This window comes from Streptomyces harbinensis (genome assembly GCF_900116145.1).
Taxonomy (GTDB): Bacteria; Actinomycetota; Actinomycetes; order Streptomycetales; family Streptomycetaceae; genus Streptomyces; species Streptomyces carpaticus.
This window is the reverse complement of sequence record NZ_FPAB01000002.1, coordinates 238979-265975: the sequence shown is the minus strand read 5'-3', so window position 1 is coordinate 265975 and position 26997 is coordinate 238979. Positions and strand designations below refer to the sequence as shown.

The following is a 26997-nucleotide window of genomic DNA, read 5'->3' as shown; positions in this document are numbered from 1 at the left end:
ACGACAAGGATGAGATCGGTGAATCGCGGAAAGAGCGGACCCAGGAACGGGTCGGTGCAGGCCCGGGTGGTCGCCGAAATGCGCCATCGCATCATCAGGGGCGACATCAGACCCGGGTCGCCGCTCGCCGAACTGGCCCTCGCGGAGGAGTTCGGCGTCAGCCGCACACCGGTGCGCGAGGCGCTGAAACAGCTCCAGACCGAGGGCCTGGTCGAAATCCGGCCCCGGGTCGGCACGTTCGTCACCGCCCCGTCCCGCCGTGAGATCACCGAACTCTTCGAAATGAAGGAACTGCTGGAGGGAGCCGCCGCCCGCCTCCTCGCCCAGCGCGGCCGGGTCGCGGAGATCGAGCTGCTGGAACGGAACCTGCGGGAGGCGGACAACGCGGTGGAGCGCGACGACCGCGAACGGTACGCCGGACTCGTCCAGGAATTCCACGATCTGCTGATCGCCGGGGCCGACAACAGCAAACTGGAGGCCCATTACCGCACGCTGATGAACCAGCTGGCGTACTCCCGCCTGGTGACCACCTCCCTCAGCCAGCCGGGCCGGGCCCGCCAGTCCGACCGCGAGCACCACCACGTTCTCGAACTGATCCTGGAGAAGGACGGCGACAGCGCGGAACACGTCATGCGCGAGCACGTCCGCGCCTCACGCCGCGCCCTGCTGGCCGGACTGCCACCCACCGGCGGCACACCCGGCGCCTGACCTCCCAACGGTCGGCGGTGGTTGTTTCCCGGGGAAACACCGCCGCCGACCGTTGGGGAGGCTGCTTCCACCGGTCCCGGCAGCCGGTGGACGGGCGGTGCCGTGGTCAGTTCAGTGCCCGGCCCACCAGGTGTTGACCATGCCCGCCACCAGCGCGGCCAGGCCCAGCACGGTGATGGCGTGGAAGGCCCGGTCCGTCGCCCCGGAGAGAGGCGGCGCCGGCGGCCGAGCCTCCCCGGTGCCGTACCGGGTGGGCCCGCAGGGCCCCTCGGTCTCGCCCCGTACGAAGTCGGCCAGCCGCCGCAGACAGGGCGCGCACGCCCGGACGGTACGGGCCCGGCCGTACGCGACCACCGACCCGGCCCACATCACCGGCACATGCTCGTCCCGGCACATGGAGCAGGTCCCTTCCCGGGTCACCCACGCGGTGAACTCGTCGACGTGCAGCCAGGCCAGCGGGGTCGGCGCGGTCATGTCCCGTCGCCTTCGGGGGCGGGGGTGGGCGTGGAGTCGGGGGCGTCGCGCCGCACCATCCGGGTCACCCGCACGATCCGGCGCGTGCCGAGCGTCAGGGTGCCGCCCTGGACGAAGCGGAAACGACGCCCGTTGTGCAGCACGGTCACCGACCCCACCCGCTCGGGCCGGCCGCCGATGTCGATCCAGTCCCACTCCTGGACGCGGCCGGCCGTCACATCGAGCGTCACCTTCTCCACCCGCTGCCGAGGCTGTTCCTCACTCACCGAACGCCCCCACCAGGTCGCAGCTGAACCAGACGATCTTGCCGTCGCCGTGCCGGGTGTGTTCACAGCCGAAGCCGGACGCCATTTCCCGCAGCATCCACAACCCCCTGCCGGATTCGGCATCCCAGTCGGGCACCTCACCGACGACGGGCAGTTTCCGGGACCGGTCGAATACCTGCACGGTCACCTCGCCACCGATGAGCAGGACGCGGACGTAACAGCGGGGGTCAGGGACGTGTTTGACCACGTTGGAGAGAAGTTCGCTCACCCCGAGCCGCACCAGATCCATGGCCGGCCGACCCGCCCCAGTCCCGGACGACTTCACACACTTTCCAGCGCCACCGCTCAATGCTTGTGGCGTCCGCCAGTAAGGTCCGGCTGAACACGTTCTGGTCGTACGCGGTCCGCACGGATGCCATGACACACCTCCAACAGCAGAGCGGCTGCTTCGCTCCGTAGTGCTGCCACTACCGAGTGAGTTTCAGCCTGGCTCAGCGCTGGGCAGCCTTCAACTTGCGCGAACTGCACGGATAGACAGGCGGTGGGCCATGAACCGGAAAGAGCTTGACCCAGAAAAGTCCCCTAAAGCGGCATTTGGCCATCGTCTCCGCTCTCTGCGGGATGAGCGGGGCTGGACTCAGGACGAACTGGCCGAGCGCATGGGCTTCTCGGCAACACACATCTCTGCCATCGAAACTGGTCGCCGTCCTCCAACTCGTCGCTTCGCAGCAGGTGCTGACCGCGTGTTTGGGACTGGGGACCGGCTGGAACGCCAGAGCAGCGCACTCCGGCACACCGGTGTACTGGAAGGGCTTCCGGAGTACCTGACGTATGAGGCTCGGGCAGCAGAGATCCGACTCTACGAGGTCGGGGTAATGCCCGGCCTGATTCAGACACCCGAGTATGCGACTGTACTCGCGCAGAGTGCACTGAAGCGGGGAGCCATCACGCCCGAACAGGCGGAGGAACGGGTCCAGCTCATCGCGGAGCGGCAGGCCACGCTCGTGCGCCCACAGCCGCCACTCATCTTCATGGTGCTGGACGAAGGTTGCATTCGCCGCAACGTCGGGGGACCTGAAGTCATGGAGGCGCAGTTGGCACGTCTCGTCGAGTTCGCCAAGCTGCCCAACACTGTGCTGCAGATTGCCCCGTTCAGCATGGGGGAACGTCCGTTTTCGCTACCGCTGTACGTTGTGACGCGACAGGACCGGGCGCTGATGTCCTATGCCGAGTCAGCCCATCGAGGTCACTTCGAGCGGGAAAGCACGTTCGTGCTGCCCATACTGGCGGCCTACCATCAGCTACAAGCTGAGGCGCTTCCTCAAGCGGCATCGGTGGCCTTGATCAATCAGGTACGAGAGGGCGTGTCGTGACCGAATCCCCCCACTGGTTCAAGTCTTCGTACAGTGACAACGGTGGAGTCTGCGTCGAAGTGGCAGCAAACCTTGCTGCCTCACACGGCGTTGTCCCCGTTCGTGACTCCAAGAACCCCAACGGCGCCATACTGCGCATCCCGGTTCAGTCCTTCGCTACCTTGGTGGCAAACCTCAAGAGTGGAGGTGGCGTCCCGTGACAACCTCAACTCCCCGCTGGTTCACGTCCTCCTACAGCGAAAACGGCGGCCAGTGCATCGAGATTGCGGCGAACCTCAGCGCTTCGCTCGGTGTTGTCTCCGTACGTGACTCCAAGCACCCGGCTGGGCCGGTCCTCACCGTTCCTGCCGGGGCTTTCGCCACATTGGTGGCGGCGGTGAAGGAAGGAGACCACACGTCGTGATATCGCTGTCACCCCACTGGTTCAGGTCTTCGTACAGCGGCAATGGCGGCCAGTGCGTCGAGGTGGCAGCCAACCTCGCCGCCACGCGGGGCATCGTCCCCGTCCGCGACTCCAAGCACCGGGCCGGGGCCACGCTGCGTATCCCGGTGCAGGCCTTCGCCGCCTTCGTGGCGGACCTCAAAAGCGGAAGGGCCGACACGTGACGACCGCAACCCCTCGCTGGTTCACGTCCTCGTACAGCAACAACGGCGGCGCATGCGTCGAGGTGGCGGCCAACCTGGCAGCCTCTCACGGCATCGTTCCCATCCGTGACTCCAAGGCTCCGGCCGGGCCCGTCCTCACCGTCCCCGCCGGGGCCTTCGCCGCCTTTGTGGCGGCGGTCAAGGGCTGAGCGCGCAACTGGTCGCAGCGGTCCCGGCGTTCGGTGTCGGGGCCGTCTGCGCTCTGTTGCAGAGCTGATGCACTGGCCACTCGTCCCGTGGTGCCGCCCTGCATAGGGTGTGGCCGTGCCGACTCAACTGACACCCGACGATCCGTCCGCCATCGCCGGTTATCCGCTCCTCCAGCGCCTCGGCGAGGGCGGTATGGGGCGGGTCTATCTGTCCCGGACCCCGGGCGGCCGGCCCATCGCCATCAAGGTGGTGCGGCCCGAGCTGGCTTCCGACGCCGAGTTCCGGCGGCGGTTCCAGCAGGAGGTGCGGGCGGCCGAGCGGGTGCAGGGGCCGTACACCGTCCCGGTCATCGACGCGGACACCGATGGGCCGCAGCCGTGGTTCGCCACCGCCTACGTACCGGGCCCCTCGCTCCATGAGGCCGTGGCGACCCACGGGCCGCTGCCGGTGTGGGCTGCCGTGCGGGCCGTTGCCGGGATCGCCGAGGCGTTGCAGGCCATCCACGGCGCTGGGGTGGTGCACCGCGACCTCAAGCCGTCCAACGTCCTGTTGAGCCAGGACGGCCCGAAGGTCATCGACTTCGGGATCGCGCGCGCCGCCGACGCCACCTCGCTGACCCGCAGTGGGGTGACCGCCGGTACTCCGGCGTTCATGGCGCCGGAGCAGGCGATGGGCGAGACGGTGACGCCCGCCGTGGATGTGTTCGCGCTCGGGCAGGTCGCGGTGTTCGCGACCTGCGGCAGGCCGCCGTTCGGCGAGGGGTCGTCGCCCGCCGTGGTGTACCGGATCGTGCACGAGGAGCCGGATCTCTCGAAGGTGCCCGAGCCGCTGCGGGAGCTGACGTCCCGTTGCCTCGCCAAGGACCCGGCGGCGCGTCCCTCGCCCGCCGAGGTGGTGGAGCTGTGCCGTCCGCTGCTGGGCAACGTCCCGCCTCCGGAGGGGAATTGGCTGCCGACCGCCATGGTGACCGAGATCGATCACCGGGCGGCCACCGTCACCTCGCTGACCACCGTCCGGCCAGCGTCGGCGTCGGCGCCGCCCCCGCCCGCGCCACCGTACGGGGCGCCGGGTGCGCCCGCTCCCCCGTCCGGCGGGTATCCGCCGGTGGCGCCCGAGCCGCCGAAGCGGCGGGGGCGCACGGTGCTGACGGCCGCTCTCGGGGTGCTCGTCGCTCTGGCAGTGGTCGGTATCGGCCTCAATATGCTCAGCGGTGACAGCGACTCCTCGGATCAGGGCCAGGGCGGCGAGACCACCGCCGGTCAGGAGGGGCCGGACGCCTCCGAGCCCTCGGGCGGCACCGATGACGAGGACACCGGCCCCGGCGAGGAGGCGGAGGAGGAACCGCCGGCCGACCCGGAGCCGCTGGTGTTCGAGGGCATCAGCGTCCCGGACCGGCACGTCATCCGGCTGTACGACGACCCGCCGAAGCCGGAGCACACGCGGCTGGGTGTCACCTACGAGGGCGACTTCGGGTTCAGCAACGACCTCATCAACGGGCTGCTGATGGGCACGCACCAGAAGGACAACACGATGGTGCTGCTGGAGGCGGGTGAGACGGGTTCGCTGGAGACCTGCCGTTCCGTGACCCGGTACACCTACAGCATCCCCGCCTCCAGCGCGCCGCCGGGCGCGGAGATCTGTGTGACCACGGAGGGCGGGGACATCGGCCTGGTCACCGTCCGGGACTACTCGCCGTCCGGCTCGCCCAGCGTGTACGTGACGGTGGACCTGACGGTGTGGCGCGGCGGGGCCCAGCCGGGCTGATCCGGGGCGCGCCCGGCGGGGCGGGCGGCGGTCATGGCAGGGCAGTCACGGCAGGGCGGTCACAGCGCGGCGAACAGGCCGGCGAGCGGGGCGGGTACCCGGTCCGGGCCGAGGGCTTCGACCAGGACGCGGCCGTAGTGGATCTTGCGGCCCTTCTTCGTGCCGAAGAAGCGGCGCAGTTGCTGGGCGGTGGTGCGGTCGCGCTGGGCGGGCTGGTTCAGGAAGGTGTCCAGGGGGCGGCCGTCGCCCTCGGCGCGGATGAGGGCGATGACGCGTTCGGTGCCCAGCGCCCGGATGAACTCGTCCTCCAGGTCGGCGGTGCAGACGAAGAACCCGGGGCGGGTGGCGTCGCTGCGTTCCAGGGCGCGGGCGTAGAAGCGGCGTTCGTTGGCGTCGCACAGTCCGGTCAGCCGCAGGCCCAGGCCGGGCGGGCCGAGGAGCGCGGCGAAGCGTCCGGCGCTCATGGCGCCGCCGATCGGCAGGACGCAGACGCCTTCGGCCGCCAGGTCGCGGCCCCGGCAGGCGGCCAGGGTCTCGACCGCCGCGACGTCGCTGGGGCCTTCGAGCAGGACGGCCGTCCGGACGGGCAGCCGGGCGGCCAGGGTGTGGGCGCGGTGGCCGGGTTCGCCGGGGCCGCCGGCCGCCCAGGTGGTGACGGCGTCCCGGAAGGCCGCCATGTCCGTACCGGTGTCTCGCTCCCTCGCGGGCCTTCCGTCCGCTTCGCCCGCTCCGTCCGTCGCGCGCGCTGTGTCCGCTGTGTCTGCCACGCGTCCAGTCTGCGCCTCACCGGCCGCCCGCGCGGGTGGTTTTCCTTCCGGGTCGGGCTCGCGGTGGTTGCGACGCCGTGTCCTGGCAAGGGACTTGGCGCACACGGAGTACGTCACCGAGGAGTGAGGGACATGGCCACGTACGAGACGGAGCTGCACACCGGCGGTGGCGGCTGGCAGCCCGACGAGCCGCTGAGCATCAGCATCACGAACCGCGAGAGCGTGGTGCCGGAGAACGGGGCGCCGTCCACCGGTACCACCGTGACGTGGAGCGGCGATCAGGGGAACGGCTCGGTGACGTTCTTCGACGAGGGGACGCGGTTCGAGGGCACGGCCCAGTTCCCGGGTGAGGGGCCGGTCGGCTACCGGGGTCAGCTCACGGAGTGACCTCCGGCCGGTGGGTCCGGGACGGCAGCGCGCGGGTCCGGGGAGGGTGCTCCCCGGGCCCGTTTCCGGCTGCCCGCCCGGCCTCGGCGGCGTGCGCGCGGGCGGCGCGGATCTCGTCGTCGTGGCGGACGGCCCAGTCCGCGAGGGCCGACAGCGGCTCCAGCAGGGTGCGGCCCAGCGGAGTGAGGCTGTACTCGACGCTCGGCGGCACGGTCGGGAACACCTCGCGGTGGACGAGGCCGTCGGTCTCCAGGGTGCGCAGGGTGCGGGTGAGCATGCGCTGGCTGATGCCCTCGATCGAGCGGTGCAGCGCGTTGAAACGGTAGGGGCGGGTGCCGAGCAGGATCACCAGCAGCATGCTCCATTTGTCGCCGACCCGCCGGAAGGTGTCGCTCGCCGGGCAGGCGGCGAGTTCGCCGGCCGGGACGGGCTGGGGCAGGGGGGTGGGCGAGGACCGAGGGAACACCGGTGTGCGTACCGGACATCGAACTGCCTTCTTTCGGTCTGCGGGGCGCCGGTCGACGATGGTCGAGCCGATACCGAACCCCCGGAGGAATCCATGCCCAGCCGATCACCGAAGACCGTGCTCATCAGCGGTGGCACCGATGGTATGGGCCGGGCGACGGCGCTGGAGCGGCTGGCGCGGGGGGACCGGGTCACGGTGGTGGGCAGCAGCGAGGCCAAGGGGCGGGCGTTGCTGGCGGAGGCGGGGCACAGCGAGCGGCTGCGGTTCCTGCGGGCCGATCTGTCGTCGGTCGCGGAGACCGAGCGGGTGGCGGCGCGGGTGGGTGAGGAGTACGGGTCGCTGGACGCGCTGGCGCTGTTCGCCAACCGGGTCCATCCCAGGCGCCGGGAGACGGCGGACGGTCTGGAGGCGACGTTCGCGCTGTACTACCTCAGCCGTTATCTGCTCGGGCACCGGCTGCGTCCGCTGCTGGAGGAGGCGCCCGCTCCGGTGATCGTCAATGTGGCGGGGGTGGGGAACACCGCCGGGCGGATCCACTGGGACGATCCGCAGCTGACGCGGCGTTACGGGCAGGTGCGGGCGCAGTTGCAGGCGGGGCGGGCGAACGACCTGCTGGGGGTGGGGTTCGCGGAGCTGACGGGGAGCCGGGTGCGGTACGTGCTGTACCCCCCGGGGTTCACCCGCAGCGGGATCGACGGGCATCCGAGTCCGGTGGTGCGCGGGGCCCTCCGGGTGCTGGCCCGGTTCTTCGCCCGGCCGGTGGCCGACGCCGTGCGGCCGGTCGTGGAGTGGATCGACCGGCCGCCGGCGCAGGCGCTGTCCGCGATCGACCGGGGCAAGCGGCTCCCTCCGTCTCTGAAGACGCTCGACGCGGGCACCGCCGCCCGGTTGGCGGCGTACACGGAGGAGGTGCTGGCCGGCCTGGCGGCCGGGCGCGGGTGAGCGGGTGGCGAGGGCCCGGGAGGCGGGGGCACCGTTACCCGGGTTACCCCGGTTACCCGGCGCGGAAGTAGTGGCCCTCGTCCAGGTCGGCGAGCAGCCCGGGGCGGGTGGGCCGCCACTCCATCAGTTCGCGGGTGAGGGCGCTGGAGGCGGGCTGGTCGACGGAGACGACGCCGCCGAGCCAGCCGAAGTGGCCGGCGGCGTCGGCGGGGTCCACGGAGACGACGGGGACGTCCAGGTGGCGGCCGATGACCTCGGCCACCTCGCGCAGCGGTACGCCTTCCTCGGCGACGGCGTGCAGGGTGGCGCCGGCCGGGGCCTGTTCCACGGCGAGCCGGAAGAGGTGCGCGGTGTCGAGGCGGTGGATGGCGGGCCAGCGGAAGGCGCCGTCGCCGACGTAGCCGGCCATGCCCTTGTCGCGGGCGATGCCGACGAGGCCGGCGACGAAGCCGGTGTCGCCCTCGCCGTGGTTGGTCCTGGGCAGGCGCATGACGGAGGAGCGGACGCCGCGCGAGGCGAGGGAGAGGACCCACTCGGCGGTGGCGGCGCGGGCCTGGGGGCCTTCGTCCAGGTCGGCGGCGTCCACTTCGACGTCGTGGCCGTCGCGTTCGGTGGCGGGGCGGCCGGGTTCGACGGGGGTGCCGGCGGTGAGGACGAACGGCCGGCCGGTGCCCTCCAGGGCGCTGCCGATGGCTTCGGCCGCCAGCCGGTCGGCGGCTGCGGCGGCCTCGAAGTTGCCGGTGAAGGCGATGTCGTGTTTGAAGGCGAGGTGGACGACGCCGTCGGAGGCGGCGGCCGTCTCGCGCAGGGTGTCGAGGTCGTCGAGGGTGCCGCGCACCACCTCGGCGCCGGCCGAGGTCAGGGCGGCGGCGGAGGCGTCGGAGCGGGCGAGGCCGACCACGTCGTGGCCGGCGCGGAGCAGTTCGGGGACGAGGGCCGAGCCGATCCAGCCGGAGCCACCGGTGACAAAGACGCGCATGTGCCGCTCTCCTGATGGTTTGTCGGGTTTGTCCATCGACAGTAACGCAGCGTCCGGTGCCGTCCGGGACCGCGTGTACCCTCGTCCCCGTGTCGAACGATCGATTCGCGGGGGACCCCCGCAGCAATCTGGAGCGCATGCTGGCGGGCGATCTCTACATCGCCGACGACCCGGAGATCGGCCGCCGGCATCAGCGGGCCGTGCGGCTCGCCCACCGGTACCAGGCCGCCTACGTCGAGGACGCGGAGGCCGCCCGGCCGATCCTCGCGGAGCTGATCGGCTCGCTCGGCGAGGAGGCGCACGTGGTGCCGCCGCTGTTCGTGGACTACGGCAGCAACATCACGCTGGGCGCGCGGACCTTCGTCAACTTCAACCTCACGGCGCTGGACGTGGCGGCGGTCAGCATCGGCGCGGACTGCCAGATCGGGCCGAACGTCCAGCTGCTCACCCCCACGCATCCGCTGGAGCCGGAGCCACGGCGGGAGAAGCTGGAGGCGGCCCGGCCGATCACCATCGGCGACAACGTGTGGCTGGGCGGCGGCGCGATCGTGCTGCCCGGGGTGAGCATCGGCGACAACTCGGTGGTCGGAGCGGGCGCGGTGGTGACCCGGGACGTACCGGCCAATGTCGTGGCGGTCGGGAACCCGGCCCGGGTCGTGCGGGAGTTGTGAGCCGCCGCCATGGCCACCGGGCACACCGACCCGCAGCGGCGTGACCGCATCATCGACGCGACGCTGGATCTGATCGCCGAGGAGGGCATCGCCCGGGTCTCGCACCGGCGGATCGCGGCACGGGCCGGGGTGCCGCTGGGGTCGATGACGTATCACTTCGACGGCATGGACCAGTTGCTGCGGGAGGCGTTCGAGCGGTTCACGGATCGGATGGTGGCGCTGTTCGACGCGCATCTGTCCGGGCCGGCCGACCCCGCCCAGGCGCGGGCGGCGGTGGCCGGCCTGGTGCACGCGATGTCCGACGGTCCGGCGCGCGATCTCGTCCTCACCCAGGAGCTGTACACGCTGGCCACCCGCCGGCCCGAGTACCGGGTGCTGACCCATGAGTGGATGCGGCGCAGCCGGACGCACCTGGAGAAGCACTTCGATCCGGGCACCGCCCGGCAGCTGGACGCGCTCATCGAGGGGCTGACCCTGCACCGGGCGCTGGCCCGGGAGCCGCACGGCCGGGCGCTGACCGAGGAGGCCGTCGCCCGGATCACCGCGAGCGGCCGGTCGCTCCCAGGGTGAGGCCGTCCGGGCGCAGCACGACGGCGTGCGGATAGCTGCGGCCGAGGAGGGCGAGGACGGTGAGGCCGTCGAGGCCGGTGGTGTCCACGGTGCCGCCGGTGTCCCCGGCCTGGACGAGCTGGGGTGCGCGCAGGAGATCCCAGGCGGCGACGGGGCGGGGCGCTGTCCCGGTCGGTCCGGGGGTGCGGCGGTGGGCGAAGCGGTGGCCGCGCAGGGCCTGGCCGAGGTCGGCGTGCGCGGTGGTGCCGTCGTGGGTCACCGCGATGCGGGCGGTGCGTACGCCGTCGTGGACCGGTCCCGCGGTGACGCGTCCGGTGAGGGTACGGGGCGCGGTGGCGGGGGTGTGCGGCGGCAGCTGGTCGAGGGGGGTGCGGGGCGCGGCATCGTAGTCGGCGGGGTCGGGGAGGTACGTCGCGGTGTGCCGGACGGCGGGGTCGGGCCGCCAGGTGAGCAGATAGCGGGGCGCGGTGGCGGGCGGGCTGTCGAGGACGGCGGGCAGGACGGTGCCGCCGTCGTGGTCGAAGCCGTAACCGGCCGGTCCCGCGGTGCCGGTGAGGGTGCGGCGGGCGTGGGCGACGATGCCGGAGTGCCGGATCTGCCGGACGAGGAGTTCGGTGAGGAAGGTGTCGCGGCCGTCCTCGGTGTGCCGCAGGCCGGTGGGGCCGATCAGGACCGGTACGTCCTGCCAGTTGGTGAAGGGCAACAGCGCGTCGCGGAGCAGGACCATCTGGTGCAGCCACTCGTTGTACAGCTGCATGGTGACGGGGCCGCCGCGGTGGCGCAGCAGCAGGTCGGCGGCGGCCGGGGTGAGCAGATGGCCGTAGCAGTGGCTGCGGACGACGAGCGGGCCCGCGGGCAGCGGCACCGGGTCGGTGAGCAGGCGGCGCAGGGCGGCGGTGGACCAGGCGGCGATCTCGCGGCCGATGGCCCGGGCCTGGACGGCGAGTTCGCGGGTGGCGCGGGGGCTGTCGGGGCCCGGGGTGAGCGGCAGGGCGGTTTCGCGGGTGCCGAGGGCGAGGGTGGCGTGGATCTGCTCGTCGAGGACGGGGAGGTCGGCGGGGCCCAGGGCGCCCGCGTCGATGACGCCCTGGAGGAGGGGTTCGGCGGTGGTGGCGAACCGGCGGGCGGTCAGGGTGCCGTGCTCGGGGAAGGTGTGCCAGCGGGAGCCGCCGAGGGGGGCGGGGGCGAGGGTCATGGGTGCTCCGGTCTTCTCGTTATCCGGATCGACTGTTACAGATTGCGGGCAGCAAAAGATCAGTCGAGGGCGCCCAGGGCGACCTCCACGAGCGGTTCGAGAGCGCGGACGTCCGGGGTGACCTTGGCGGCGACCAGCAGGCCGTTGAGGAAGGTGACCAGGAAGCCGGCCAGGGCGTACGGGTCGTGCCGGGGGGCGATCTCGCCGCGCTCGGCCGCCGCGCGCAGCAGGTCGGTGAGCGCGTCGCGGCCGGCGTCCTGCATGTCCCGTACCGTGCGGGCGGTCGCCGGGTCGTGCGGCAGGCGTTCACAGGCGGCGTTGACCGCCAGGCAGCCGCGCCCGCCGCCCTCGGTGGCGATCCGGGCCCGCTCCAGCAGCATGGTGCGGATCGCGGCGCGGGCGCCGTCGCCCGCCTCCAGGTCGCGCAGCGCGGCGGCGGCGAGGGTGGCGCGGTAGTGGTCGAGCGCGGCGCGGTACAGGCCGTCCTTGTCGCCGAACGCGGCGTACAGGGAGCCCTGCCCGATACCCAGGTGCCGGGTCAGGTCGCGCACCGAGGTGGCCTCGTAGCCGCGCGTCCAGAACAGCTCCATCGCGCGGCTCACCGCCGCATCGGTGTCGAATTCCCGGGTCCGTGCCATGCGGACGACCCTAACCTGTCTGGATCGTACGTTCAAGAAAGCTCGGTGAGGGCGGTGGCGAAGAAGTCCAGCGAACGGTCCACCTCGGCCAGGGCGGGGGTGCGGTTCAGATGCCCGTGCAGCATGCCCGCCGCCTGATACGTGCGGACCGGGACGCCGCTCTCGGTGAGCTGGCGCGCCAGCAGTTCACCGGAGGGGCGCAGATCGTCCAGCTCGCTGAGCAGGACGGCGGCGGGCGGCAGCCCGGCGAGGTCGGCGGCACCCGGCAGCGCGGCGGGCGGCAGGGCGGTCAGGCGGCCGGTGTAGGTGCGCACCATGTCCTCGATGGAGGCGGTGGTGAAGCGCAGCACGGCGGGCAGGTCCCGCAGCTGCGCGGCCGTCGCGTCGTCCGGGGCGGGGACCGGGAAGTGCGCGAACGGGTACGCGAGCAGCAGCGCGGCGGGCGGTACGGGCGCGGGGGCCGTGCTGTCGGTGGCCGGGGAGCCGGTGGCCGGGGCGCCGGTGGCGGTACCGCCCTCAAGGGCGTTGGTGGCGGCCTCGGTGGCGGTGCCGCCCGCTTCGTCGCGGACACGCAGGGCGGTGGAGAGCGCGAGGGCCGCCCCCGCGCTGGCGCCACCGAGGGCAGCCGGGCCCCGGTGGCCCGGCCGGTCCGCACCACCGGTCAGCCATTGCCAGGCGGCCACCGCGTCGTCCACCGGCACGGGGAACCGCACCCCGTTCCCGGCCAGCCGGTAACCCACGGACACCACCAGCGCCCCGGCCCGCGCGGCGAGTTCGGCGGCGACCAGATGCGCCTCGGGCATGTCCAGGTCTCCGGCGGCGAACCCGCCGCCGTGCAGCCACAACAGCGCCCGCTCCGGCGTCCCTTCGTCCGGCCGGTACACCCGTACCGGGACCTCACCGTGCGGCCCCGGCACGAGGCGGTCCTCGACGGACAGCGCGGGCGGGGACCAGGGCGCCGGGTCGCGGAAGAACTCCTCGAAGCGCCGCTCCACCTCCGGATCGGGCCGCTCCGGCCAGGCGAGACCGTCGATGAGGTGCAGTTTGCCGGCGAGGAAGGGGTCGAGTGGCATGTCGCTCCGTGAAGTCCCGTCGGGTGCGCGGCGGGATGGCCGCGCTCCAGGGTCACACGGCGGGACGACCCGGCCGCCGCCGGTCCGCCGTACCCGGCCGGCCCGCTGCCCCGTCTGCCGTCGCGCCGGCGCCGACCGGCCCGGCGGGCGTGCCGGGCGCTCAGCCGCGTACCGCGCCGGCCCGTTCCCCCTCCCCCTCCCCCGCCCGTCCGGCCCGGCGCCGGGCGAGCGCGCCGAGCACGATGTCCACGGCCAGGAACGCCAGCAGCGACAGGCCAAGCAGCGGAACGAACCAGCCCACCAGCGCGACCACCGCCAGCAGCGGCAGCCCGAGCGACAGCGGCACCGCGCGCCAGGCGCCGCGCGGCAGCGGACGGCCGAAGGCGGAGCCGCGCCCGCGCAGCCACCACAGCCGGTAGCCCCACACGATCAGGAACATCAGCGAGAGCGCCAGCGAGCCCAGCAGGATCTGGTTGGGCAGCCCGAACAGGATGCCGGTGTGCAGATCGATGCCCCACCGCGACAGCTTCGCCAGCACCGGGAAGTCCTCGAACCGCACCACATCCGTCACCACGCCACTGGACGGGTCGACGGCCACCGCGTCCTGCTTCTCCGGCCAGCTGCGCTGGATCTGCCGCACCACGTACGCCGACGAGGCATCGGCCGGGGGCAGGATCTCCACCGGGTTGGTCAGCCCCTCCGAACGCGCGGCGGCCAGCGCCGTGTCGAGGTCGATCCCGCCCGGCGTCGATCCGTCCACGCCGTGGTCGTGCACATGGCCCGCCCCGTCACCACCGTCACCGCCGTCGGCGCCGTGCCCGGCGTGCCCGCCGTGCTCGGCGTGCTCACCGCCCGCCGCCGCCCCGGCGTCCACCTCCGGTGTCAGCTGGCCCAGGGACGTGCGCAGTTCGGTGACGTTCTGCCCGGCGTAGGTGGACCAGGTCAGTCCGGTCGCGGAGAGGAAGATCAGGCCCACCGCGACCCAGGCGCCGACCGTGCCGTGCAGCCCCAGCGCCCGGCGCCGCCCCGTGGTGCCGCGCACCGCGCGCTGCGCGCGGCGGCGGGTGAACCACAGCAGCAGCCCGCCGGCCGCGATCACCCACAGCCAGCTGGCGGCCAGTTCGCTGTAGAGCCGGCCGGGCTGGCCGAGGTGCAGATCGCGGTGGAGCTTGTCGATCCAGGTACGCAGCGGCAGCGCGCCGGTGGAGCCGTACTGCTCCAGGGAGCCGCGTACCTCGGCGGTGTACGGGTCCACGAACACCGCCAGGGTGTGCTCGGGGTCGATCCCGTCCACCCCGGCGAGCAGCACCCGGGTGGTGGCGCCCGGCTCCGGGGAGGGGCGCACGGCGCTCAGTTCGCCCTCGGGGTGGGCGGCGCGGGCGGCGGCTATCTGGTCGCGCAGCGGGAGTTCGCGCTCCCCTTCCGGGACGCGCAACTCCTCCGCGTACACGATCTTCTCGGCCTGGAAGGAGGCGGCGTACAACAGCCCGGAGAACGCGGCCACCAGCAGGAAGGGGGCGATGAACACCCCGGCGTAGAAGTGCAGTCGCAGCACCAGGGGGCGCAGGGCCGGCCAGCCGCGGCGGGCGGGAGCGGGTGGCGGGGACGCGTCGGCGGTCTCGGGTTCGGCGGACATCCAGGACTCCTCGGTGCGGGGCGGACAGCCAACCAGTCGGGCGCCGGCCGGGCGGAGTTCCGCCGTACGCGTGTGACGCCTGACACACCGGGGGTGCACGGGACGGGCCGCCGGCCCCGCCCCGCCCGCCCGGGATTGACCGGACGGCAGAGGGCGGGATACTGCTCAGCGACTGCTCTTCCTCAGCTCTGCTCGTAGCCCTCGCAGATCTTGCGCGCGATCTCTTCGCAGCGTGTCAGCATGTCGTCGATGAACACTTCGCGCCGGTACTCCGTCACCGAAGACCGAGTTGGCTTCGTTCAGTTCTAGCGACAGCGTTTATCGACGGATTTGGGCAGCGCATGGCGCTCACCCGAGTCGCGGATGTTCAGGAGAAATGAAGGCACTTAGCTTTCTCATGCCTTGCCCCATGTGCTGCGGTTAATCAGTTGATAGGAAAGGAGGTCTCCCTGTAGGGTCTCCGGCCATGCTTGAATCTCCGCCTCCGAAACAGCTGGTTCCGGACCTACCAACCCTGGTTCCGGGGCTGGCTCTGCGTGAGCTGACAGTCAAGGACGCGGATGCCTACTACAAGCTGCTGGACAACAACCGTAGGCACTTGACTCGACTGGGCGACTACCAGGCAGAGGGCAACGCCACTTCGGCATGGGTTCGCGAACATCTGAGCACGGATCCCGGCCAGAGCCTGCGTTATGGCATCCGGCTGAAGGGTGAACTGATCGGCAGGGTGGATCTGACTGCTGCTGATCCGCCGCGTTATGGCACCGGCTACTGGCTCGGCGAAGCCTATGTCGGCAAAGGTTATGCGATGGCGGCGTGTGCCCCCCTATACGACTATGCGGCACGCAAACTTCGCGCCACCGACATCTTCGCCGGTGTCACGCATGGCAATGCCAGGAGTGTTGCCTTGCTCAAACGTCTGGGCTTCGAGCCGGTGACCGAGTTTGAGAACTACACGCGCTTCCATCTGAGCTTGGTGCAGTAGACATCGCTTTGTTCGGTTGACAGTCGGACCTCCGCCTCCTGTCCCTGGGAACCGTCGGACGAGGGAGGTCAGCCGGTCTTGGCGGGTTCTTCGGCTCGGGCTCGGGTGCTGGCGAGGCGGTAGGAGTCGGTGCCGGTCTCGATGATCGTGCCGTTGAAGGTCAGACGGTCGACGATGGCCGCGCAGAGGCGGAGGTCGGTGAAGGTCTTGGTCCAGCCGCCGAAGGATTCGTTGGAGGCGATGGCGACGCTGTTCTTCTCCTCGCGTTCGGTCAGCACCTGGAAGAGGAGTTCGGCGCCGTGGCGGTCGAGTTCCATGTAGCCGAGCTCGTCGATGCAGAGGAGATCAACACGCCCGTATCGAGCGATCGTCTTGTTCGGCTGCTTCTCGTCCGCAGCCTCGACCAGCTCGTTCACCAGCTTCGTGGCCAGCGTGTAGCGGACCCGGTAGCCCTTCATCGCGGCCTCGGTGCCCAGGGCGATGAGCATGTGGTGCCGTCCCGCTCGCCGTGGACCTTGCGGGCCTGGGACCACCAGGCGTCGTGGACTGGGGTGAACTTCCCTGCGGACCGGGCCTGTTCCAGGGCTGTGGCGCCGGGGAAAGCACCGGGCTTGCGAACGAGGGCTTCGAGATAGTGGTCCAGGTCCAGGCGCAACCCGCCCTTCGCGATCAGCCTCTCGTGCCGGGCCACCTCGACGTTCCTGTCGTAAACCACCAGATGAGAGGCGTGCAGGACGACGCGCACCCGTGTCCCGATGAAGCGGGTCGGGACCGAGTAACGGCTGGTTCGGACGTTGATCTGGCTGTAGCGGTCGAACCGCGGCGTGAACAGCCGGCCCGTCTCGAAAGACTCCTGAGGCAGCGGCGCCAGCAGCGGCTGCTCGACGGCAAAGTACTCATCCACGGTCCGCGGCCGCGAGCCGATCCGGCGGTGCCCGTCGTGCAGGTCCGACTGATCGACCATCTCGTTGAGCTCGGCGAGCGAGTCGACTTCCGGGACCGGGGTGAAGCCGACATCGACCTCCGCCTCGTGACCCGGCGGATGGGACTGAGGCACGAACGCTTCCACCGGGGCCTTGCCCGAGGCCGCGAGGATCTCCGGCTTCCGGTCGGAGACGTAGCGCCGGACCATCTGGTAAGAGACGTCGGCGTTGTGCTCCTCGACCAGCCGATGGAAGATCCGGGTGACCGTGTGCCGCTACTTGCGCGGCACGTCGAGGTCCGTCCGCAGCATCTCGTCGATCACCAGCTTGTACGGATCAAGCGCGGTCGGCCGCGGCGGAAGCTTCTTGCGCGGCGTCGGCCAGACCGAGTCCACGGCCTTCTTCACGGTCCGTCACGACACGTTGTACTTGCGCTCCAGTTCGCGCATCTTCATGCCAGCACGGTGATCACGCCGGATCGCCGCACAGCTCAACCTTCGACATCTGCGGCATGACCAGGACCTTTCACCAGGAGCACCCCGATGCTGCCCTGGCAAGTACCCCAGTGCTGTCAAAACTCGTGACCATCACCCGACCGTGGATCTGAGTGCCTCCCAAACGCATGAACAACCGACGGCACTACTCGTGAACAAAGCCACCGAGTGCACATGCATCGCTGCCACGCCTGTCGCCGTTCTGTCCCTCGATGAGATCAATTGTCGTAGAGTCACGGGTGTGCAGCTCCGCTACAACTACCGGGCCTACCCCGACCCGGCACAGCGCTGCGCGCTGGCGCGTGCGTTCGGGTGCGCCCGTGTGGTGTGGAACGACTGCCTGCGCGACCGGAAGGAAGCACACGCGGCGGGGCTGCCGTATGTGAAGTCGGCCGAGCTGTCCCGGCTTCGCATCACCCAGGCCAAACGCACCGAGGAACGCGCCTGGCTCGCCGAGGTGTCGGCGGTGGTCCGGCAACAGTCTCTGCGGGACCTGGACACCGCTTACAGGCACTTCTTCGACAGCCTCAAGGGCAAGCGGCAGGGTCGCAGGGCCGGCCCTCCCCGCTACAAGTCGAAGAAGGACACCCGGCAGTCGATCCGCCTCAACACCAACGCCTTCGCCCTCCGGGACGACGGCACGGTGTACGTGGCCAAGGTCGGCAACCTCAAGGTCACATGGTCCCGCCGACTTCCGGCCGCACCCACGTCCCTGACCGTCACCAAGGACAGTTCCGGCCGGTACTTCCTCAGCTTCGTCGTGGATACCGAGCCGGACGCCCTCCCCGAGTTGGAGACCGACGCCGGTCTCGACCTCGGCCTGTCCGCCTTCGCCGTCCTGTCCGACGGCAGCAGAATCGACAGCCCCCGCTTCCTGCGCCGGGCGGAGAAGAAGCTCAAGCGCCTTCAACGGGAGCTGTCCCGCAAGGCCAAGGGATCGAAGAACCGGGCCAAGGCCCGCATCAGGGTCGCTCGCCAGCACGCCAAGGTGGCCGACCGGCGCCGGGACTGGCACCACAAGACATCCACACAGATCATTCGCGACAACCAAGCGGTGTACGTGGAAGACCTCGCGGTGTCCGCATTCGGCCGCACCCGGCTCGCCAAGTCCGTGTACGACGCGGGATGGTCCGCGTTCGTCGGCATGCTGGAGTACAAGGCGGTCAAGCACGGCCGCACCTTTGCCAAGGTGGGCCGGGCCTTCCCGTCCTCTCAGATCTGCTCGGCCTGCGGATTCCGGGACGGCCCCAAGCCCTTGCACGTCCGTGAGTGGACGTGCAGCAAGTGCGGGACTGTGCACGACCGCGACCACAACGCAGCCCGCAACGTCCTCGTCGAAGGACGACGCATCGTCGCCGCCGGACGGGCGGAGACGCTCAACGCCTGTGGAGCGCCGGTAAGACGGGCACCCGTGCCCGCACAGCGCGGTGAAGCAGGAAGCCCCCGGAAGGGTCGGACGGCCCAGGCCGGAGTCCCCGCCCTTGAGGCCGGGAAGCACGTCAAGTAAACATCTCGACGGAGAGGTGGGCACATGCGGCGCACGGCGGGTGTACTGATCGGAGTGATGGCGTTGCTGGCAGGGGTCTTCACCGGACCGGCCGGAGGAGCGGAGCGGGCCGGGCCGCAGCCGCGCGCGGACTACGCGGGCTATGTGTTCGTGTACTTCACGGGCGAGGGCAGCGCGGACGGCGAGCAGGTCCGGATGGCGCTCAGTGAGGGCAACGACCCGCTGCGCTGGCGTGAGCTGAACGGCGGCCGGCCGGTGCTCACCTCCGTGCTCGGCGAGCGCGGGGTGCGCGACCCGTTTCTCATCCGCGATCCGCGCGACGGGCGGTTCTTCCTCATCGCGACCGATCTGCGGATCCACGGCAACGGCGACTGGGACCGGGCGCAGCGGCACGGCAGTCAGGACATCATGGTGTGGGAGTCCGCCGACCTGGTGACCTGGTCGGAGCAGCGCGCGGTGCGGGTGGCGCCCGCCACGGCGGGCAACACCTGGGCGCCCGAGGCGTACTGGGACGAGGCGCGCGGCGAGTTCGTGGTGTTCTGGGCGTCGAAGCTGTACGCGGCCGACGACCCGGACCACACCGGGAACACGCATCACCGGATGCTGTACGCCACCACGCGGGATTTCGTCACCTTCAGCGAGCCGCGGGTGTGGAGCGACCCGGGGTACTCGGTGATCGACTCGACGGTCGTGGCGCACGACGGCGTCTACTACCGCTTCACGAAGGACGAGCGGGAGGCGAGCGCCGCGCACCCGTGCGGCAAGTTCGTGGTGGCCGAGCGGTCCACGGAGTTGCGCGCCACCGGGTGGGATTTCGTGGCCGACTGCATCGGCAGTCCGGCGCTGGCCCACGGTGAGGGGCCCACGGTCGTGAAGTCCAACACCGAGGAGAAGTGGTACCTGTTCATCGACGAGTTCGGCGGGCGCGGCTATGTGCCGTTCGAGACCACCGATCTCGCCTCCGGGGTGTGGACCCCGGTGGCGGGGTACCGGTTGCCCGCCTCGCCGCGGCACGGCACCGTGCTGCCGGTGACGCGGGCGGAGTACGACCGGCTGGCGGGCCGGTAGCGGAGGCCCGGCGGGCGGTCCGTCCTTCCGCCCCCCGGGCCGGAAGGACGGACCGCGCGTCCCCTACCGTCCGGCGTGGGCGTCGCGCAGCGCCTGGAGGTCGAGCTTCTTCATGGTGAACATGGCCCGCATGACGCGGTCCACCGCGGCCGGGTCGGGGTCGGCGACCATGTCCGACATCTCCCTGGGCACGATCTGCCAGGAGACCCCGTACCGGTCCTTGACCCAGCCGCACTCCCGCTCCTCGCCGCCCTCGGACAGCGCGGCCCACAGCCGGTCGACCTCGGCCTGGTCGGCGCAGTCGACGGAGAGCGAGACGGCGTCGTTGAACGTCTCGTGCGGGCCGCCGTGGAGCGCGATGAACTGCTGCCCGGCGATCTCGAAGGTCTGGGTCAGCACCGTCCCGGGCTCGCCCGGCCCGGCCTCGGTGTAGCGGGTCTCCTCCAGGATCCGGGCGTCGTCGCCGAAGACGGAGAGGTAGAACCGTACGGCCTCCTCGCCCCGGTTCTCGAACCACAAGCAGGTGGTGATCTTCTGCCGCTCCATGACGCGTGTCCTTCCGTGCCGGTGTGCCGGTGTGGTGGTCAGCCCTTCCCAGGGTTGACCACCACGGGGGCCGGAACTCATCGCGACGCGCGGGGTCTCCCCCGGATCACAGCAGAAGGACGAGCGCCGACCAGGCGGCGATGAGGACGGCGATCACCGGGCCGAGGGCGAAGCCCTGTTCCCGTGCGGAGGCGTCGCGGGGCGGGCGCAGGTCGGGGTACGCGTGCAGGGCGCGGATCTCGTCGCGTGCGCGTTCGGCGCCGGATGTGCCGTGGCGGCGGTGTTCGAGGGCGCGGAAGCCGGTGATGGGGAGGTTGACGGTGGGCCGTCCCTTGGCCGAGAAGCGCAGGGCGTCGCCGTCGGCGCGGACGGCGGTCAGTTCGTCCCAGGCGATGCGGTGCACGCGCCAGGGGCCGGTGATCCACAGGCCGTGGGCGTCGGCGGTGACGCGCCAGCTCAGAGCGCACACGGTCATGTTCACGGCGCCGGGCAGGCCGAGCAGCAGGAACCAGTTGAGGCCGGCGCCGTCGTGCAGCAGGAGCCAGAGGCAGCCGGCGTTGAACAGCAGCAGGAAGACGCCCACCGCGCGGGAGACGGCGCCGGCCGACCAGCGGCGCGGTTCCCGGGTGGGGGTCATGGTGGCGGCGGTGTCGGCGGGGGCGGGGGCGCGGTGGGCCGCCCGGCCGGGTGCGGTGCCGCGGCGCCGGGTGGTCGTGGCGCGGCGGGGGCGGGTTCCGGCGCGGTCGCGTTCGGGGCGGACGCCGGTGAGAGCGCGTTCCACGGTGAGGGTGCGGGTGCCGGCCATCACCACGGCGGCTCCGGAGCCGGCGCCCGGTGCCCCGTAGAGCACGGCGTCGCGCAGCACCCAGTCGCGTTCGCCACCGCGCAGGGCCTCCCGGATCTCCTCGGCCATGGCGTCCGGATCGGCGTCCTCGGGGGCCGGCTCGGGCCAGCCGTAGAAGCTGAGGAGCGGCCGGGAGGCGGTGCGGTCGTCGAAGGCGAAGATGTAGGTGCGGCTGTCGTCGCGGCCCTCGGCGGCGAGCACCCGCAGTACCGGCTGGGGTCCGTCGCGCAGGGCGGCGGTACGGCGGCGGGCTGCGGCCCGGTGCAGCAGCGCGGCGGTGCCGGGCAGGGCGGTGAGCAGGATGACGAGCTGCCAGCCGAACGCGTCGTAGGGTTCGGCGACGGTACGGGCCCAGTCGCCGTCGACGAGCACGCCGATCGTGGCGCCCTCGGGGTAGTCCTCGGGGTAGGCGACGGACAGGGTGCGGCTCTCCCCGCCGGGCAGCGTGACGGTGAGGGAGTCCTCGCCGCGTTCGGTGACCTGCGCCTGGTGGGCGGTGGCCCCTGCGGCGCGGTGCCGGTCGCGGTCGATCCCGGCCAGGGCCTGCCACAGGGCGGCGCCGGCGACGAGGAGGAGGAAGGCGGCGACGGCGAGGGCGATCCGCCCGCCGGGGGACGCGTGCGGGTCCAGCGGGGCCGGGTGCCGTACGCCGCCGGCCGCCTCGGTGGCGAGGGCGGTCTGCCGGCGGCTCACCTCGCGCCGGTGCTGGAGCCCGGCGGCGGCGAACAGTCCGGCCAGGACCACCGCGAGCCGGGCGGTGGCGTCCGCGTCGCCGAGGGCCCCGGGTTCCAGCAGGATCAGGGCGAGCACCGGGGCGAGGCACAGCAGCGCGGCGCCCGGGTACAGGAAGAGGAGGTGGAGCAGCAGCAGTCCGGCGCCGAACAGGGCGAAGCCCCACCATTCGGGGCCGCAGGGCGCGGCGTCGGTGCACACCGGCTCGGACACGGTGGCGGTGGCGTGGATCGCGGTGGCCAGCAGGGCGAGGGCGGCCCACAGGGGCCGCGCCCAGCGGGCGGTTTCGACGGCGCGCCACCGTTCGCCGTCCGCCAGGCGCCAGGGGCGCGCCCCTTCGGGTATGTCCTGCGCCGACAGCGGTATGGGACCGTCTCCATTCACCGGAGCATTATCCGTCCCGGCGGGGGGCGGTTCGCCCGGCACGGGTGAGGGGGTCCGCCCGGTTTCTTGACAGTTCTGTCGGATTGTCACAAGATCCAATCCGTGAACCCGTCAGACCGCCGGACCGCCGGCGTCCCCGCGCCCTGGGGCCGCAGGTGCCCCGCATGAGCGACGGGCCGGAGGTGGAGGTCGGCCTGCGCGCCGGTCCGGCGGCGCCGGCCGTCGACGCCGGGGACGAGGGGTACAGCAAGACGCTGGCGCCCCGGCACATCACCATGATCGCGATCGGCGGGGCGATCGGCACCGGTCTCTTCCTGGGCGCCGGCGGGCGGCTCGCCGACGCCGGGCCCTCGCTGGCGGTGGCGTACGCGGTGTGCGGGCTGTTCGCCTTCCTGGTGGTGCGGGCGCTGGGCGAACTGGTCCTGTACCGGCCGTCCTCGGGCGCCTTCGTGTCCTATGCCCGGGAGTTCCTGGGCGAGAAGGGCGCCTACGTCGCCGGCTGGATGTACTTCCTGAACTGGTCCACCACCGGCATCGTGGACATCACGGCGGTCGCCCTGTACACGCACTACTGGGGCATGTTCACCGACATCCCGCAGTGGACGCTGGCGCTGCTCGCGCTGACGGTGGTGCTGTCCGTGAACCTGATCTCGGTGCGGATCTTCGGCGAGCTGGAGTTCTGGTTCGCGATCGTCAAGGTCGGCGCGCTGGCCGCGTTCATGGTGATCGGCCTGTTCCTGCTGGCGGCCCGGCACGACGTGGCCGGTCATCCCGGCGGCCCCGGGCTGATCGCCGGCAACGGCGGGGTCTTCCCGGCCGGGCTGCTGCCGCTGCTCATCGTCGTGCAGGGCGTCGTCTTCGCCTACGCCTCGGTGGAGCTGGTCGGTGTCACCGCCGGCGAGACGAAGGAGCCGCACCGGGTGGTGCCGCGCGCCATCAACTCCATCATGTGGCGGATCGCGCTGTTCTACGTCGGCTCGGTGCTGCTGCTGACCATGCTGCTGCCCTGGACCGCGTACTCGGCCGGGGAGAGCCCGTTCGTGACCGTGCTCGCCGGGATCGGCATCCCGGCGGTGGGCGGTGTGATGAATCTCGTGGTGCTCACCGCCGCGATGTCCTCCCTCAACTCCGGTCTCTACTCCACCGGCCGCATCCTGCGGTCGATGGCCACGTCCGGTTCCGCGCCGCGCTTCACCGGGGCGATGAACCGGCACCGGGTCCCGTACGGCGGGATCCTGCTGACGGCGGGGCTGTGCGTGCTCGGTGTCGGCCTCAACGCCGTGGTGCCCGAGGACGCCTTCGAGATCGTGCTGAACTTCGCCGCGCTCGGCATTCTCGCCACCTGGGGGTTGATCATGATCTGTCATCTGGCGTTCTGGCGCCGGACCAGGACGGGCGAGCTGACGCGGCCCGGCTACCGGCTGCCCTTCGCCCCGTACACGCAGTTGGTCACGCTCGCCTTCCTGGCCGCGGTGCTGGTGCTGATGGCCGCCGACGGCGAGGGGCCGGGCCGGGTCACCGTGCTGTGTCTGCCGCTGATCGCCGCCGCCCTGGTGGCGGGTTGGTTCGGAGTACGGGGGCGGGTCGCCGCCGTCCGTGAGGGGAGCGAGTCGTGAACACACCGATAGCACCGGGGCCCGCCGCCGTGCGGCGGCCCGCGCATGTGCCGCTGGTCGCGCTGGAGCGGGCCGGGATCACCGAGGGGGTGCACCACGGCTCGGTGGTGGTGCTGGACCCGGCCGGTGCGGTCGCCTGGTCCGCCGGGGACATCGACGCGGCGATGTATCCGCGTTCCGCGCTCAAGCCCGTGCAGGCGGCGGCGATGGTACGGGCCGGGCTGCCGCTGGACGGGGAACTGCTGGCGCTGGCCGCCGCCAGCCACTCGGGCGAGCCGGAGCACCTGGCGGGGGCGCGGCGGATCCTGGCGCTCGGCGGGTTCGGGGAGGACGCGCTGCGCAATGTGCCGGACCTGCCGTACGGGGAGGCGGCGCGCGCGGCCTGGCTGCGGGCGGGCCACGGGCCCTCCCCGCTGGCCCAGAACTGCTCGGGCAAGCACGCCGCGATGCTGGTCACCTGCGGCCGAAACGGCTGGCCGGCCGGCGACTATCCGGATCCCGGGCATCCGTTGCAGCGCGCCGTCGCCGCCGAGGTGGAACGGCTCACCGGGGAACGGATCGCGGCGGTGACGGCGGACGGCTGCGGCGCGCCGCTGTTCTCGGTGTCACTGCGCGGTCTGGCGCGGGCCGCCGCCGCGCTGGTGACGGCGGCGCCGGACAGCCCGGAGGGGCGGGTCGCGGACGCGATGCGCGCGCACCCCGGGATGGTGGCCGGGCCGGGGCGGGATGTCACCGGGCTGATGCGGGCGGTGCCGGGGCTGCTGGCCAAGGACGGGTTCGAGGGGGTGCAGATCGCCGCGCTGCCGGACGGCTGGGCGGTGGCGGTGAAGATCGCGGCCGGGACGGACCGGGCGCGGATGCCGGCCACCGTCGCCGCGCTGCTGCGCTGCGGGGTGGAGCCCGCGCTGCTGGCGCCGTTCGGCACGGCGCCGGTGTACGGGGGGACGGAGGTGGTCGGGCGGCTGGCGCCGCTGCCGGAACTGCTGCCGGGGGACGGGACTCCCGGCTGACGGCGGGCGGGGCGGCGGGGCGCGGGAGCGGAGGCGCAACGGCGGCCGGCCCGGGGAACGGGGCGCGGCGGCAGGCCCGGGGCCGTACCGCACGGCCGGGTGGCCGGGACGCCGTCCGGCCGGTGCGGCCCGTGGTGCCGCCGCGCCCGGCGGCGCCTGCGCGGGGAGCGGTGGCCGCCGTGCGAGCCTGCCGCCATGACCGCACCTCAGGAGGGACTGAGCACGGCGAGCCCGGGTGGCCGCCGGGTGCTCGCCGCCGCCGTGCTCGGCTCCGGGATGGCGATGCTGGACGGCACGATCGTGAACGTGGCGCTGCCGCGCATCGGGGAAGGGCTCGGCGCGCCACTGGCCACCCTCCAGTGGACGCTCAACGCGTACATGCTCACCCTGGCCGGGCTGATCCTGCTCGGCGGCGGGCTCGGTGACCGCTACGGGCGGCGGCGGGTGTTCGTGTGGGGCGTGGTGTGGTTCACGGTGGCCTCGCTGCTGTGCGGTCTGGCGCCGAACGGGGCGGCGCTGGTGGTGGCGCGCGGGTTGCAGGGCGTGGGCGGGGCGCTGCTGACGCCGGGTTCGCTGGCGCTGATCCAGTCCTCGTTCCGGCCGCGGGAGCGGGCGAAGGCGGTGGGGCTGTGGTCGGGGCTCGGCGGGGTGGCGATCGCGTTCGGCCCGTTCCTGGGCGGCTGGCTGGTGGACGGGCCCGGCTGGCGGTGGATCTTTCTCATCAATCTGCCGCTCGCGGTGGTGGTGCTGGTGCTGGCCCGGGGCGTGCCGGAGAGCCGGGACTGGGAGGCGGAGGGGCGGTTCGACGTGCTGGGCGCGGGACTGGCGGCGCTGTCGCTGGGCGCGGTCACCTACGCGCTGATCGCGGCGCCGACCTCGGGGGCGGGCACCGCGTCGGCGGTGGCGGCGGGCGGGGTGCTGGTGGGGGTGGCGTTCGTGGTGCGGGAGCGGCGCACGGCGCGGCCGATGCTGCCGCTGGGGATCTTCCGCTCCCGGCTGTTCACGGCGACCAACGGGGTGACGCTGTGTCTGTACGGGGCGATCGGCGGGGTGTTCTTCCTGCTGCCGGTGCAGTTGCAGAACGGTATGGGGTACGACGCGTTCGAGGCCGGGATCGCCACCTTGCCGATCACCTTGCTGATGACGGTGCTGTCGGGTCCGGCCGGGGCGCTGGCGCAGCGGATCGGGCCCCGGCTGCCGCTGACGGTGGGTCCGCTGGTGGCGGCGTGCGGGCTGCTGTTGCTGCACCGGGTGCATCCGGGCGGCGGCTACTGGCGGGACGTCTTCCCGGCGGTGCTGGTGCAGGGGCTGGGGATGAGCCTGTTCGTGGCGCCGCTGACGGCGACCGTGCTGGCCTCGCTGGAGGTGCGGCGGGCCGGGATCGCCAGCGGGGTGAACAACGCGGCGGCGCGGGTGGCGCAGTTGCTCGCCGTGGCGGCGCTGCCGCTGGCGATCGGCCTGTCCACCGACGAGTACCGGTCGGCGACCGAGGTGAACACGGCGTTCGGCAGGGCGGCGTGGCTCTGCGCGGGGCTGATGGCGCTGGGCGGGGTGGCGTCGTGGCTGCTGATGCCGGCGACCCTGACGGCGCTGCCGGGCGGCGCGCCGGTGAACCGGCCGCAGTGCCGGACGCACTGCGCGGTCACCTCGCCGCCGCTGGAGCCGGGCGACGGCCGCCGCCGGGGGTGGCGGCGGCCGTCGGGGGCGGGCTGAGCGGCCGGCCCCGGTCCGTCCCGTGATCCGTCCTGATCAGGGAGCGGACAGCGTGTCGCGGTACTGGAACGCCAGCAGCGCGGCCTCGATCCGGGTCGGGATGCCGAGTTTCCGGGTGAGGCTGGTGATGTGCGCGCGGACCGTGCGCTCCGAGATGCCGAGCTGACGGGCGAGACTGCGGTTGGGCTGGCCGCTGGCCAGCAGCGCCAGGACCTGTGTCTCGCGCCGCGTCAGGGCGGCGAAGTCGGGTTGTCGACGGCCGTTCTCCCGCTGGTCCCCCGCGTGTGATGGATGCACGTTCTCTCCTTAAGGGATTCATGACCGGTGCGAGGAGCACCGGACGCAAACACCTGTTCATATCCCCTGCGGCGGACCGCGCTGCCCTGTGACACCCGTCACGTACGCCTCATGCGTTTCCGAGCTTGTTCTAGCATGAAGCGAACAACTTGCTTCTCTGCCCAGGTTCAGGAG

The 26997-nt window shown here is 72.1% G+C and carries 31 protein-coding genes and 2 pseudogenes; 17 read left to right on the top strand and 16 right to left on the bottom strand.

The window, feature by feature from the left end:
* The first annotated feature begins 18 nt into the window (after positions 1-18).
* A complete protein-coding gene (locus tag BM385_RS05450) occupies positions 19-708 on the top strand; it encodes a GntR family transcriptional regulator (protein WP_380980847.1) in 690 nt (229 codons plus the stop codon).
* Positions 709-819: 111 nt separating this feature from the next.
* On the opposite strand, the gene BM385_RS05445 is transcribed toward BM385_RS05450, so the two are convergent.
* From BM385_RS05445 to BM385_RS05435, 3 genes are read right to left on the bottom strand one after another with little or no spacing between them, the layout of a single operon-like run.
* On the bottom strand, positions 820-1182 hold the full coding sequence (locus BM385_RS05445) for a hypothetical protein (protein ID WP_019434945.1): 363 nt from the start codon (positions 1180-1182) through the stop codon (positions 820-822).
* Positions 1179-1448, bottom strand: a complete 270-nt coding sequence (locus tag BM385_RS05440; protein WP_093842340.1) for a hypothetical protein — start codon at positions 1446-1448, stop codon at positions 1179-1181. The genes BM385_RS05445 and BM385_RS05440 overlap by 4 nt, the downstream gene beginning before the upstream one ends.
* A complete protein-coding gene (locus BM385_RS05435) occupies positions 1441-1737 on the bottom strand; it encodes an ATP-binding protein (protein ID WP_254791443.1) in 297 nt (98 codons plus the stop codon). The genes BM385_RS05440 and BM385_RS05435 overlap by 8 nt, the downstream gene beginning before the upstream one ends.
* Positions 1738-1996: 259 nt before the next feature.
* On the opposite strand from BM385_RS05435, the gene BM385_RS05430 reads away from it, so the two are divergent.
* The 6 genes from BM385_RS05430 to BM385_RS05405 all read left to right on the top strand — a co-directional run bounded on the left by BM385_RS05430 (position 1997) and on the right by BM385_RS05405 (position 5380).
* Positions 1997-2821 carry a helix-turn-helix domain-containing protein gene (locus BM385_RS05430; protein WP_026047623.1) on the top strand — a complete coding sequence of 275 codons (825 nt, stop codon included), beginning with the start codon at positions 1997-1999 and terminating at the stop codon, positions 2819-2821.
* Complete coding sequence (locus BM385_RS05425; protein ID WP_237751346.1) at positions 2818-3021, top strand: DUF397 domain-containing protein; 204 nt, start codon at positions 2818-2820, stop codon at positions 3019-3021. The genes BM385_RS05430 and BM385_RS05425 overlap by 4 nt, the downstream gene beginning before the upstream one ends.
* Positions 3018-3224, top strand: a complete 207-nt coding sequence (locus tag BM385_RS05420) for a DUF397 domain-containing protein (RefSeq protein WP_078576278.1) — start codon at positions 3018-3020, stop codon at positions 3222-3224. The genes BM385_RS05425 and BM385_RS05420 overlap by 4 nt, the downstream gene beginning before the upstream one ends.
* Entirely contained in the window at positions 3221-3427 is a 207-nt protein-coding gene (locus BM385_RS05415) for a DUF397 domain-containing protein (RefSeq protein ID WP_019436423.1), read from the top strand. The genes BM385_RS05420 and BM385_RS05415 overlap by 4 nt, the downstream gene beginning before the upstream one ends.
* A complete protein-coding gene (locus BM385_RS05410) occupies positions 3424-3615 on the top strand; it encodes a DUF397 domain-containing protein (protein ID WP_019436425.1) in 192 nt (63 codons plus the stop codon). Before BM385_RS05415 ends, BM385_RS05410 begins: the two co-directional genes overlap by 4 nt.
* 115 nt (positions 3616-3730) lie before the next feature.
* Positions 3731-5380 carry a serine/threonine-protein kinase gene (locus tag BM385_RS05405; protein WP_254791442.1) on the top strand — a complete coding sequence of 550 codons (1650 nt, stop codon included), beginning with the start codon at positions 3731-3733 and terminating at the stop codon, positions 5378-5380.
* A 59-nt stretch (positions 5381-5439) separates the two neighbouring features.
* Here BM385_RS05405 and BM385_RS05400 read toward each other — a convergent pair whose 3' ends face one another.
* Positions 5440-6057 (bottom strand): TOPRIM nucleotidyl transferase/hydrolase domain-containing protein, encoded by a 618-nt coding sequence (locus tag BM385_RS05400; RefSeq protein WP_019436427.1) that lies wholly within the window; start codon positions 6055-6057, stop codon positions 5440-5442.
* Positions 6058-6279: 222 nt separating this feature from the next.
* Here BM385_RS05400 and BM385_RS05395 point away from each other — a divergent pair, with 222 nt between their 5' ends.
* The gene (locus BM385_RS05395; RefSeq protein ID WP_019436428.1) at positions 6280-6534 is read left to right on the top strand and encodes a hypothetical protein; all 255 of its coding nucleotides are present in this window, start codon (positions 6280-6282) and stop codon (positions 6532-6534) included.
* Here the strand turns inward: BM385_RS05395 and BM385_RS05390 are convergent.
* Positions 6524-7000 (bottom strand): winged helix-turn-helix transcriptional regulator, encoded by a 477-nt coding sequence (locus BM385_RS05390; protein ID WP_302848647.1) that lies wholly within the window; start codon positions 6998-7000, stop codon positions 6524-6526. The two genes, BM385_RS05395 and BM385_RS05390, sit on opposite strands and share 11 nt — an antisense overlap.
* 93 nt (positions 7001-7093) lie before the next feature.
* Here BM385_RS05390 and BM385_RS05385 point away from each other — a divergent pair, with 93 nt between their 5' ends.
* Positions 7094-7942, top strand: a complete 849-nt coding sequence (locus BM385_RS05385; protein ID WP_093842339.1) for an SDR family NAD(P)-dependent oxidoreductase — start codon at positions 7094-7096, stop codon at positions 7940-7942.
* 52 nt (positions 7943-7994) lie between these two features.
* Here BM385_RS05385 and BM385_RS05380 read toward each other — a convergent pair whose 3' ends face one another.
* Positions 7995-8921 carry an SDR family oxidoreductase gene (locus BM385_RS05380; RefSeq protein WP_019436431.1) on the bottom strand — a complete coding sequence of 309 codons (927 nt, stop codon included), beginning with the start codon at positions 8919-8921 and terminating at the stop codon, positions 7995-7997.
* Between the two features lie 89 nt (positions 8922-9010).
* Between BM385_RS05380 and BM385_RS05375 the strand changes: the two genes are divergently transcribed.
* The gene (locus tag BM385_RS05375) at positions 9011-9592 is read left to right on the top strand and encodes a sugar O-acetyltransferase (protein ID WP_093842338.1); all 582 of its coding nucleotides are present in this window, start codon (positions 9011-9013) and stop codon (positions 9590-9592) included.
* Between the two features lie 9 nt (positions 9593-9601).
* Positions 9602-10162: a TetR/AcrR family transcriptional regulator gene (locus BM385_RS05370; protein WP_093842337.1), complete on the top strand. Its 561-nt coding sequence runs from the start codon at positions 9602-9604 to the stop codon at positions 10160-10162.
* On the opposite strand, the gene BM385_RS05365 is transcribed toward BM385_RS05370, so the two are convergent.
* The 4 genes from BM385_RS05365 to BM385_RS05350 all read right to left on the bottom strand — a co-directional run bounded on the left by BM385_RS05365 (position 10131) and on the right by BM385_RS05350 (position 14704).
* A complete protein-coding gene (locus BM385_RS05365) occupies positions 10131-11357 on the bottom strand; it encodes a hypothetical protein (protein ID WP_093842336.1) in 1227 nt (408 codons plus the stop codon). The genes BM385_RS05370 and BM385_RS05365 overlap by 32 nt on opposite strands.
* Before the next feature lie 59 nt (positions 11358-11416).
* Entirely contained in the window at positions 11417-11995 is a 579-nt protein-coding gene (locus tag BM385_RS05360; RefSeq protein WP_093842335.1) for a TetR/AcrR family transcriptional regulator, read from the bottom strand.
* A 32-nt stretch (positions 11996-12027) separates the two neighbouring features.
* Positions 12028-13068, bottom strand: a complete 1041-nt coding sequence (locus BM385_RS05355; RefSeq protein ID WP_093842334.1) for an alpha/beta hydrolase fold domain-containing protein — start codon at positions 13066-13068, stop codon at positions 12028-12030.
* 160 nt (positions 13069-13228) lie between these two features.
* Positions 13229-14704, bottom strand: a complete 1476-nt coding sequence (locus BM385_RS05350) for a PepSY-associated TM helix domain-containing protein (protein WP_019436437.1) — start codon at positions 14702-14704, stop codon at positions 13229-13231.
* A 466-nt stretch (positions 14705-15170) separates the two neighbouring features.
* Here BM385_RS05350 and BM385_RS05345 point away from each other — a divergent pair, with 466 nt between their 5' ends.
* Positions 15171-15689 (top strand): GNAT family N-acetyltransferase, encoded by a 519-nt coding sequence (locus BM385_RS05345; RefSeq protein WP_019436439.1) that lies wholly within the window; start codon positions 15171-15173, stop codon positions 15687-15689.
* 68 nt (positions 15690-15757) lie between these two features.
* On the opposite strand, the pseudogene BM385_RS05340 reads toward BM385_RS05345, so the two are convergent.
* The 3 genes and pseudogenes from BM385_RS05340 to BM385_RS28155 all read right to left on the bottom strand — a co-directional run.
* A pseudogene (locus BM385_RS05340) lies at positions 15758-16183 on the bottom strand (ATP-binding protein); the annotation flags it as partial.
* Positions 16144-16653, bottom strand: a complete 510-nt coding sequence (locus BM385_RS05335) for a Mu transposase domain-containing protein (RefSeq protein WP_380980848.1) — start codon at positions 16651-16653, stop codon at positions 16144-16146. The pseudogene BM385_RS05340 and the gene BM385_RS05335, both read right to left, overlap by 40 nt.
* 234 nt (positions 16654-16887) lie before the next feature.
* Positions 16888-17019 (bottom strand): hypothetical protein, encoded by a 132-nt coding sequence (locus tag BM385_RS28155; protein ID WP_019436442.1) that lies wholly within the window; start codon positions 17017-17019, stop codon positions 16888-16890.
* A gap of 328 nt (positions 17020-17347) precedes the next feature.
* Between BM385_RS28155 and BM385_RS05330 the strand changes: the two genes are divergently transcribed.
* A complete protein-coding gene (locus BM385_RS05330; RefSeq protein ID WP_093842333.1) occupies positions 17348-18613 on the top strand; it encodes an RNA-guided endonuclease InsQ/TnpB family protein in 1266 nt (421 codons plus the stop codon).
* A gap of 24 nt (positions 18614-18637) precedes the next feature.
* A pseudogene (locus BM385_RS05325) lies at positions 18638-19669 on the top strand (glycoside hydrolase family 43 protein); the annotation flags it as partial.
* 75 nt (positions 19670-19744) lie between these two features.
* On the opposite strand, the gene BM385_RS05320 reads toward BM385_RS05325, so the two are convergent.
* The gene (locus BM385_RS05320; protein ID WP_019436445.1) at positions 19745-20227 is read right to left on the bottom strand and encodes a VOC family protein; all 483 of its coding nucleotides are present in this window, start codon (positions 20225-20227) and stop codon (positions 19745-19747) included.
* Positions 20228-20333: 106 nt separating this feature from the next.
* The gene (locus BM385_RS05315) at positions 20334-22187 is read right to left on the bottom strand and encodes a hypothetical protein (RefSeq protein WP_093842332.1); all 1854 of its coding nucleotides are present in this window, start codon (positions 22185-22187) and stop codon (positions 20334-20336) included.
* 164 nt (positions 22188-22351) lie between these two features.
* On the opposite strand from BM385_RS05315, the gene BM385_RS05310 reads away from it, so the two are divergent.
* The 3 genes from BM385_RS05310 to BM385_RS05300 all read left to right on the top strand — a co-directional run bounded on the left by BM385_RS05310 (position 22352) and on the right by BM385_RS05300 (position 26526).
* Positions 22352-23803: an amino acid permease gene (locus BM385_RS05310; protein ID WP_093842331.1), complete on the top strand. Its 1452-nt coding sequence runs from the start codon at positions 22352-22354 to the stop codon at positions 23801-23803.
* Positions 23800-24813, top strand: coding sequence for an asparaginase (locus BM385_RS05305; protein ID WP_254791441.1), 1014 nt, complete (start codon positions 23800-23802; stop codon positions 24811-24813). The genes BM385_RS05310 and BM385_RS05305 overlap by 4 nt, the downstream gene beginning before the upstream one ends.
* 195 nt (positions 24814-25008) lie before the next feature.
* On the top strand, positions 25009-26526 hold the full coding sequence (locus tag BM385_RS05300) for a DHA2 family efflux MFS transporter permease subunit (RefSeq protein ID WP_093842329.1): 1518 nt from the start codon (positions 25009-25011) through the stop codon (positions 26524-26526).
* 36 nt (positions 26527-26562) lie between these two features.
* On the opposite strand, the gene BM385_RS05295 is transcribed toward BM385_RS05300, so the two are convergent.
* Entirely contained in the window at positions 26563-26823 is a 261-nt protein-coding gene (locus tag BM385_RS05295; protein ID WP_019436450.1) for a response regulator transcription factor, read from the bottom strand.
* Positions 26824-26997: the final 174 nt, after the last annotated feature.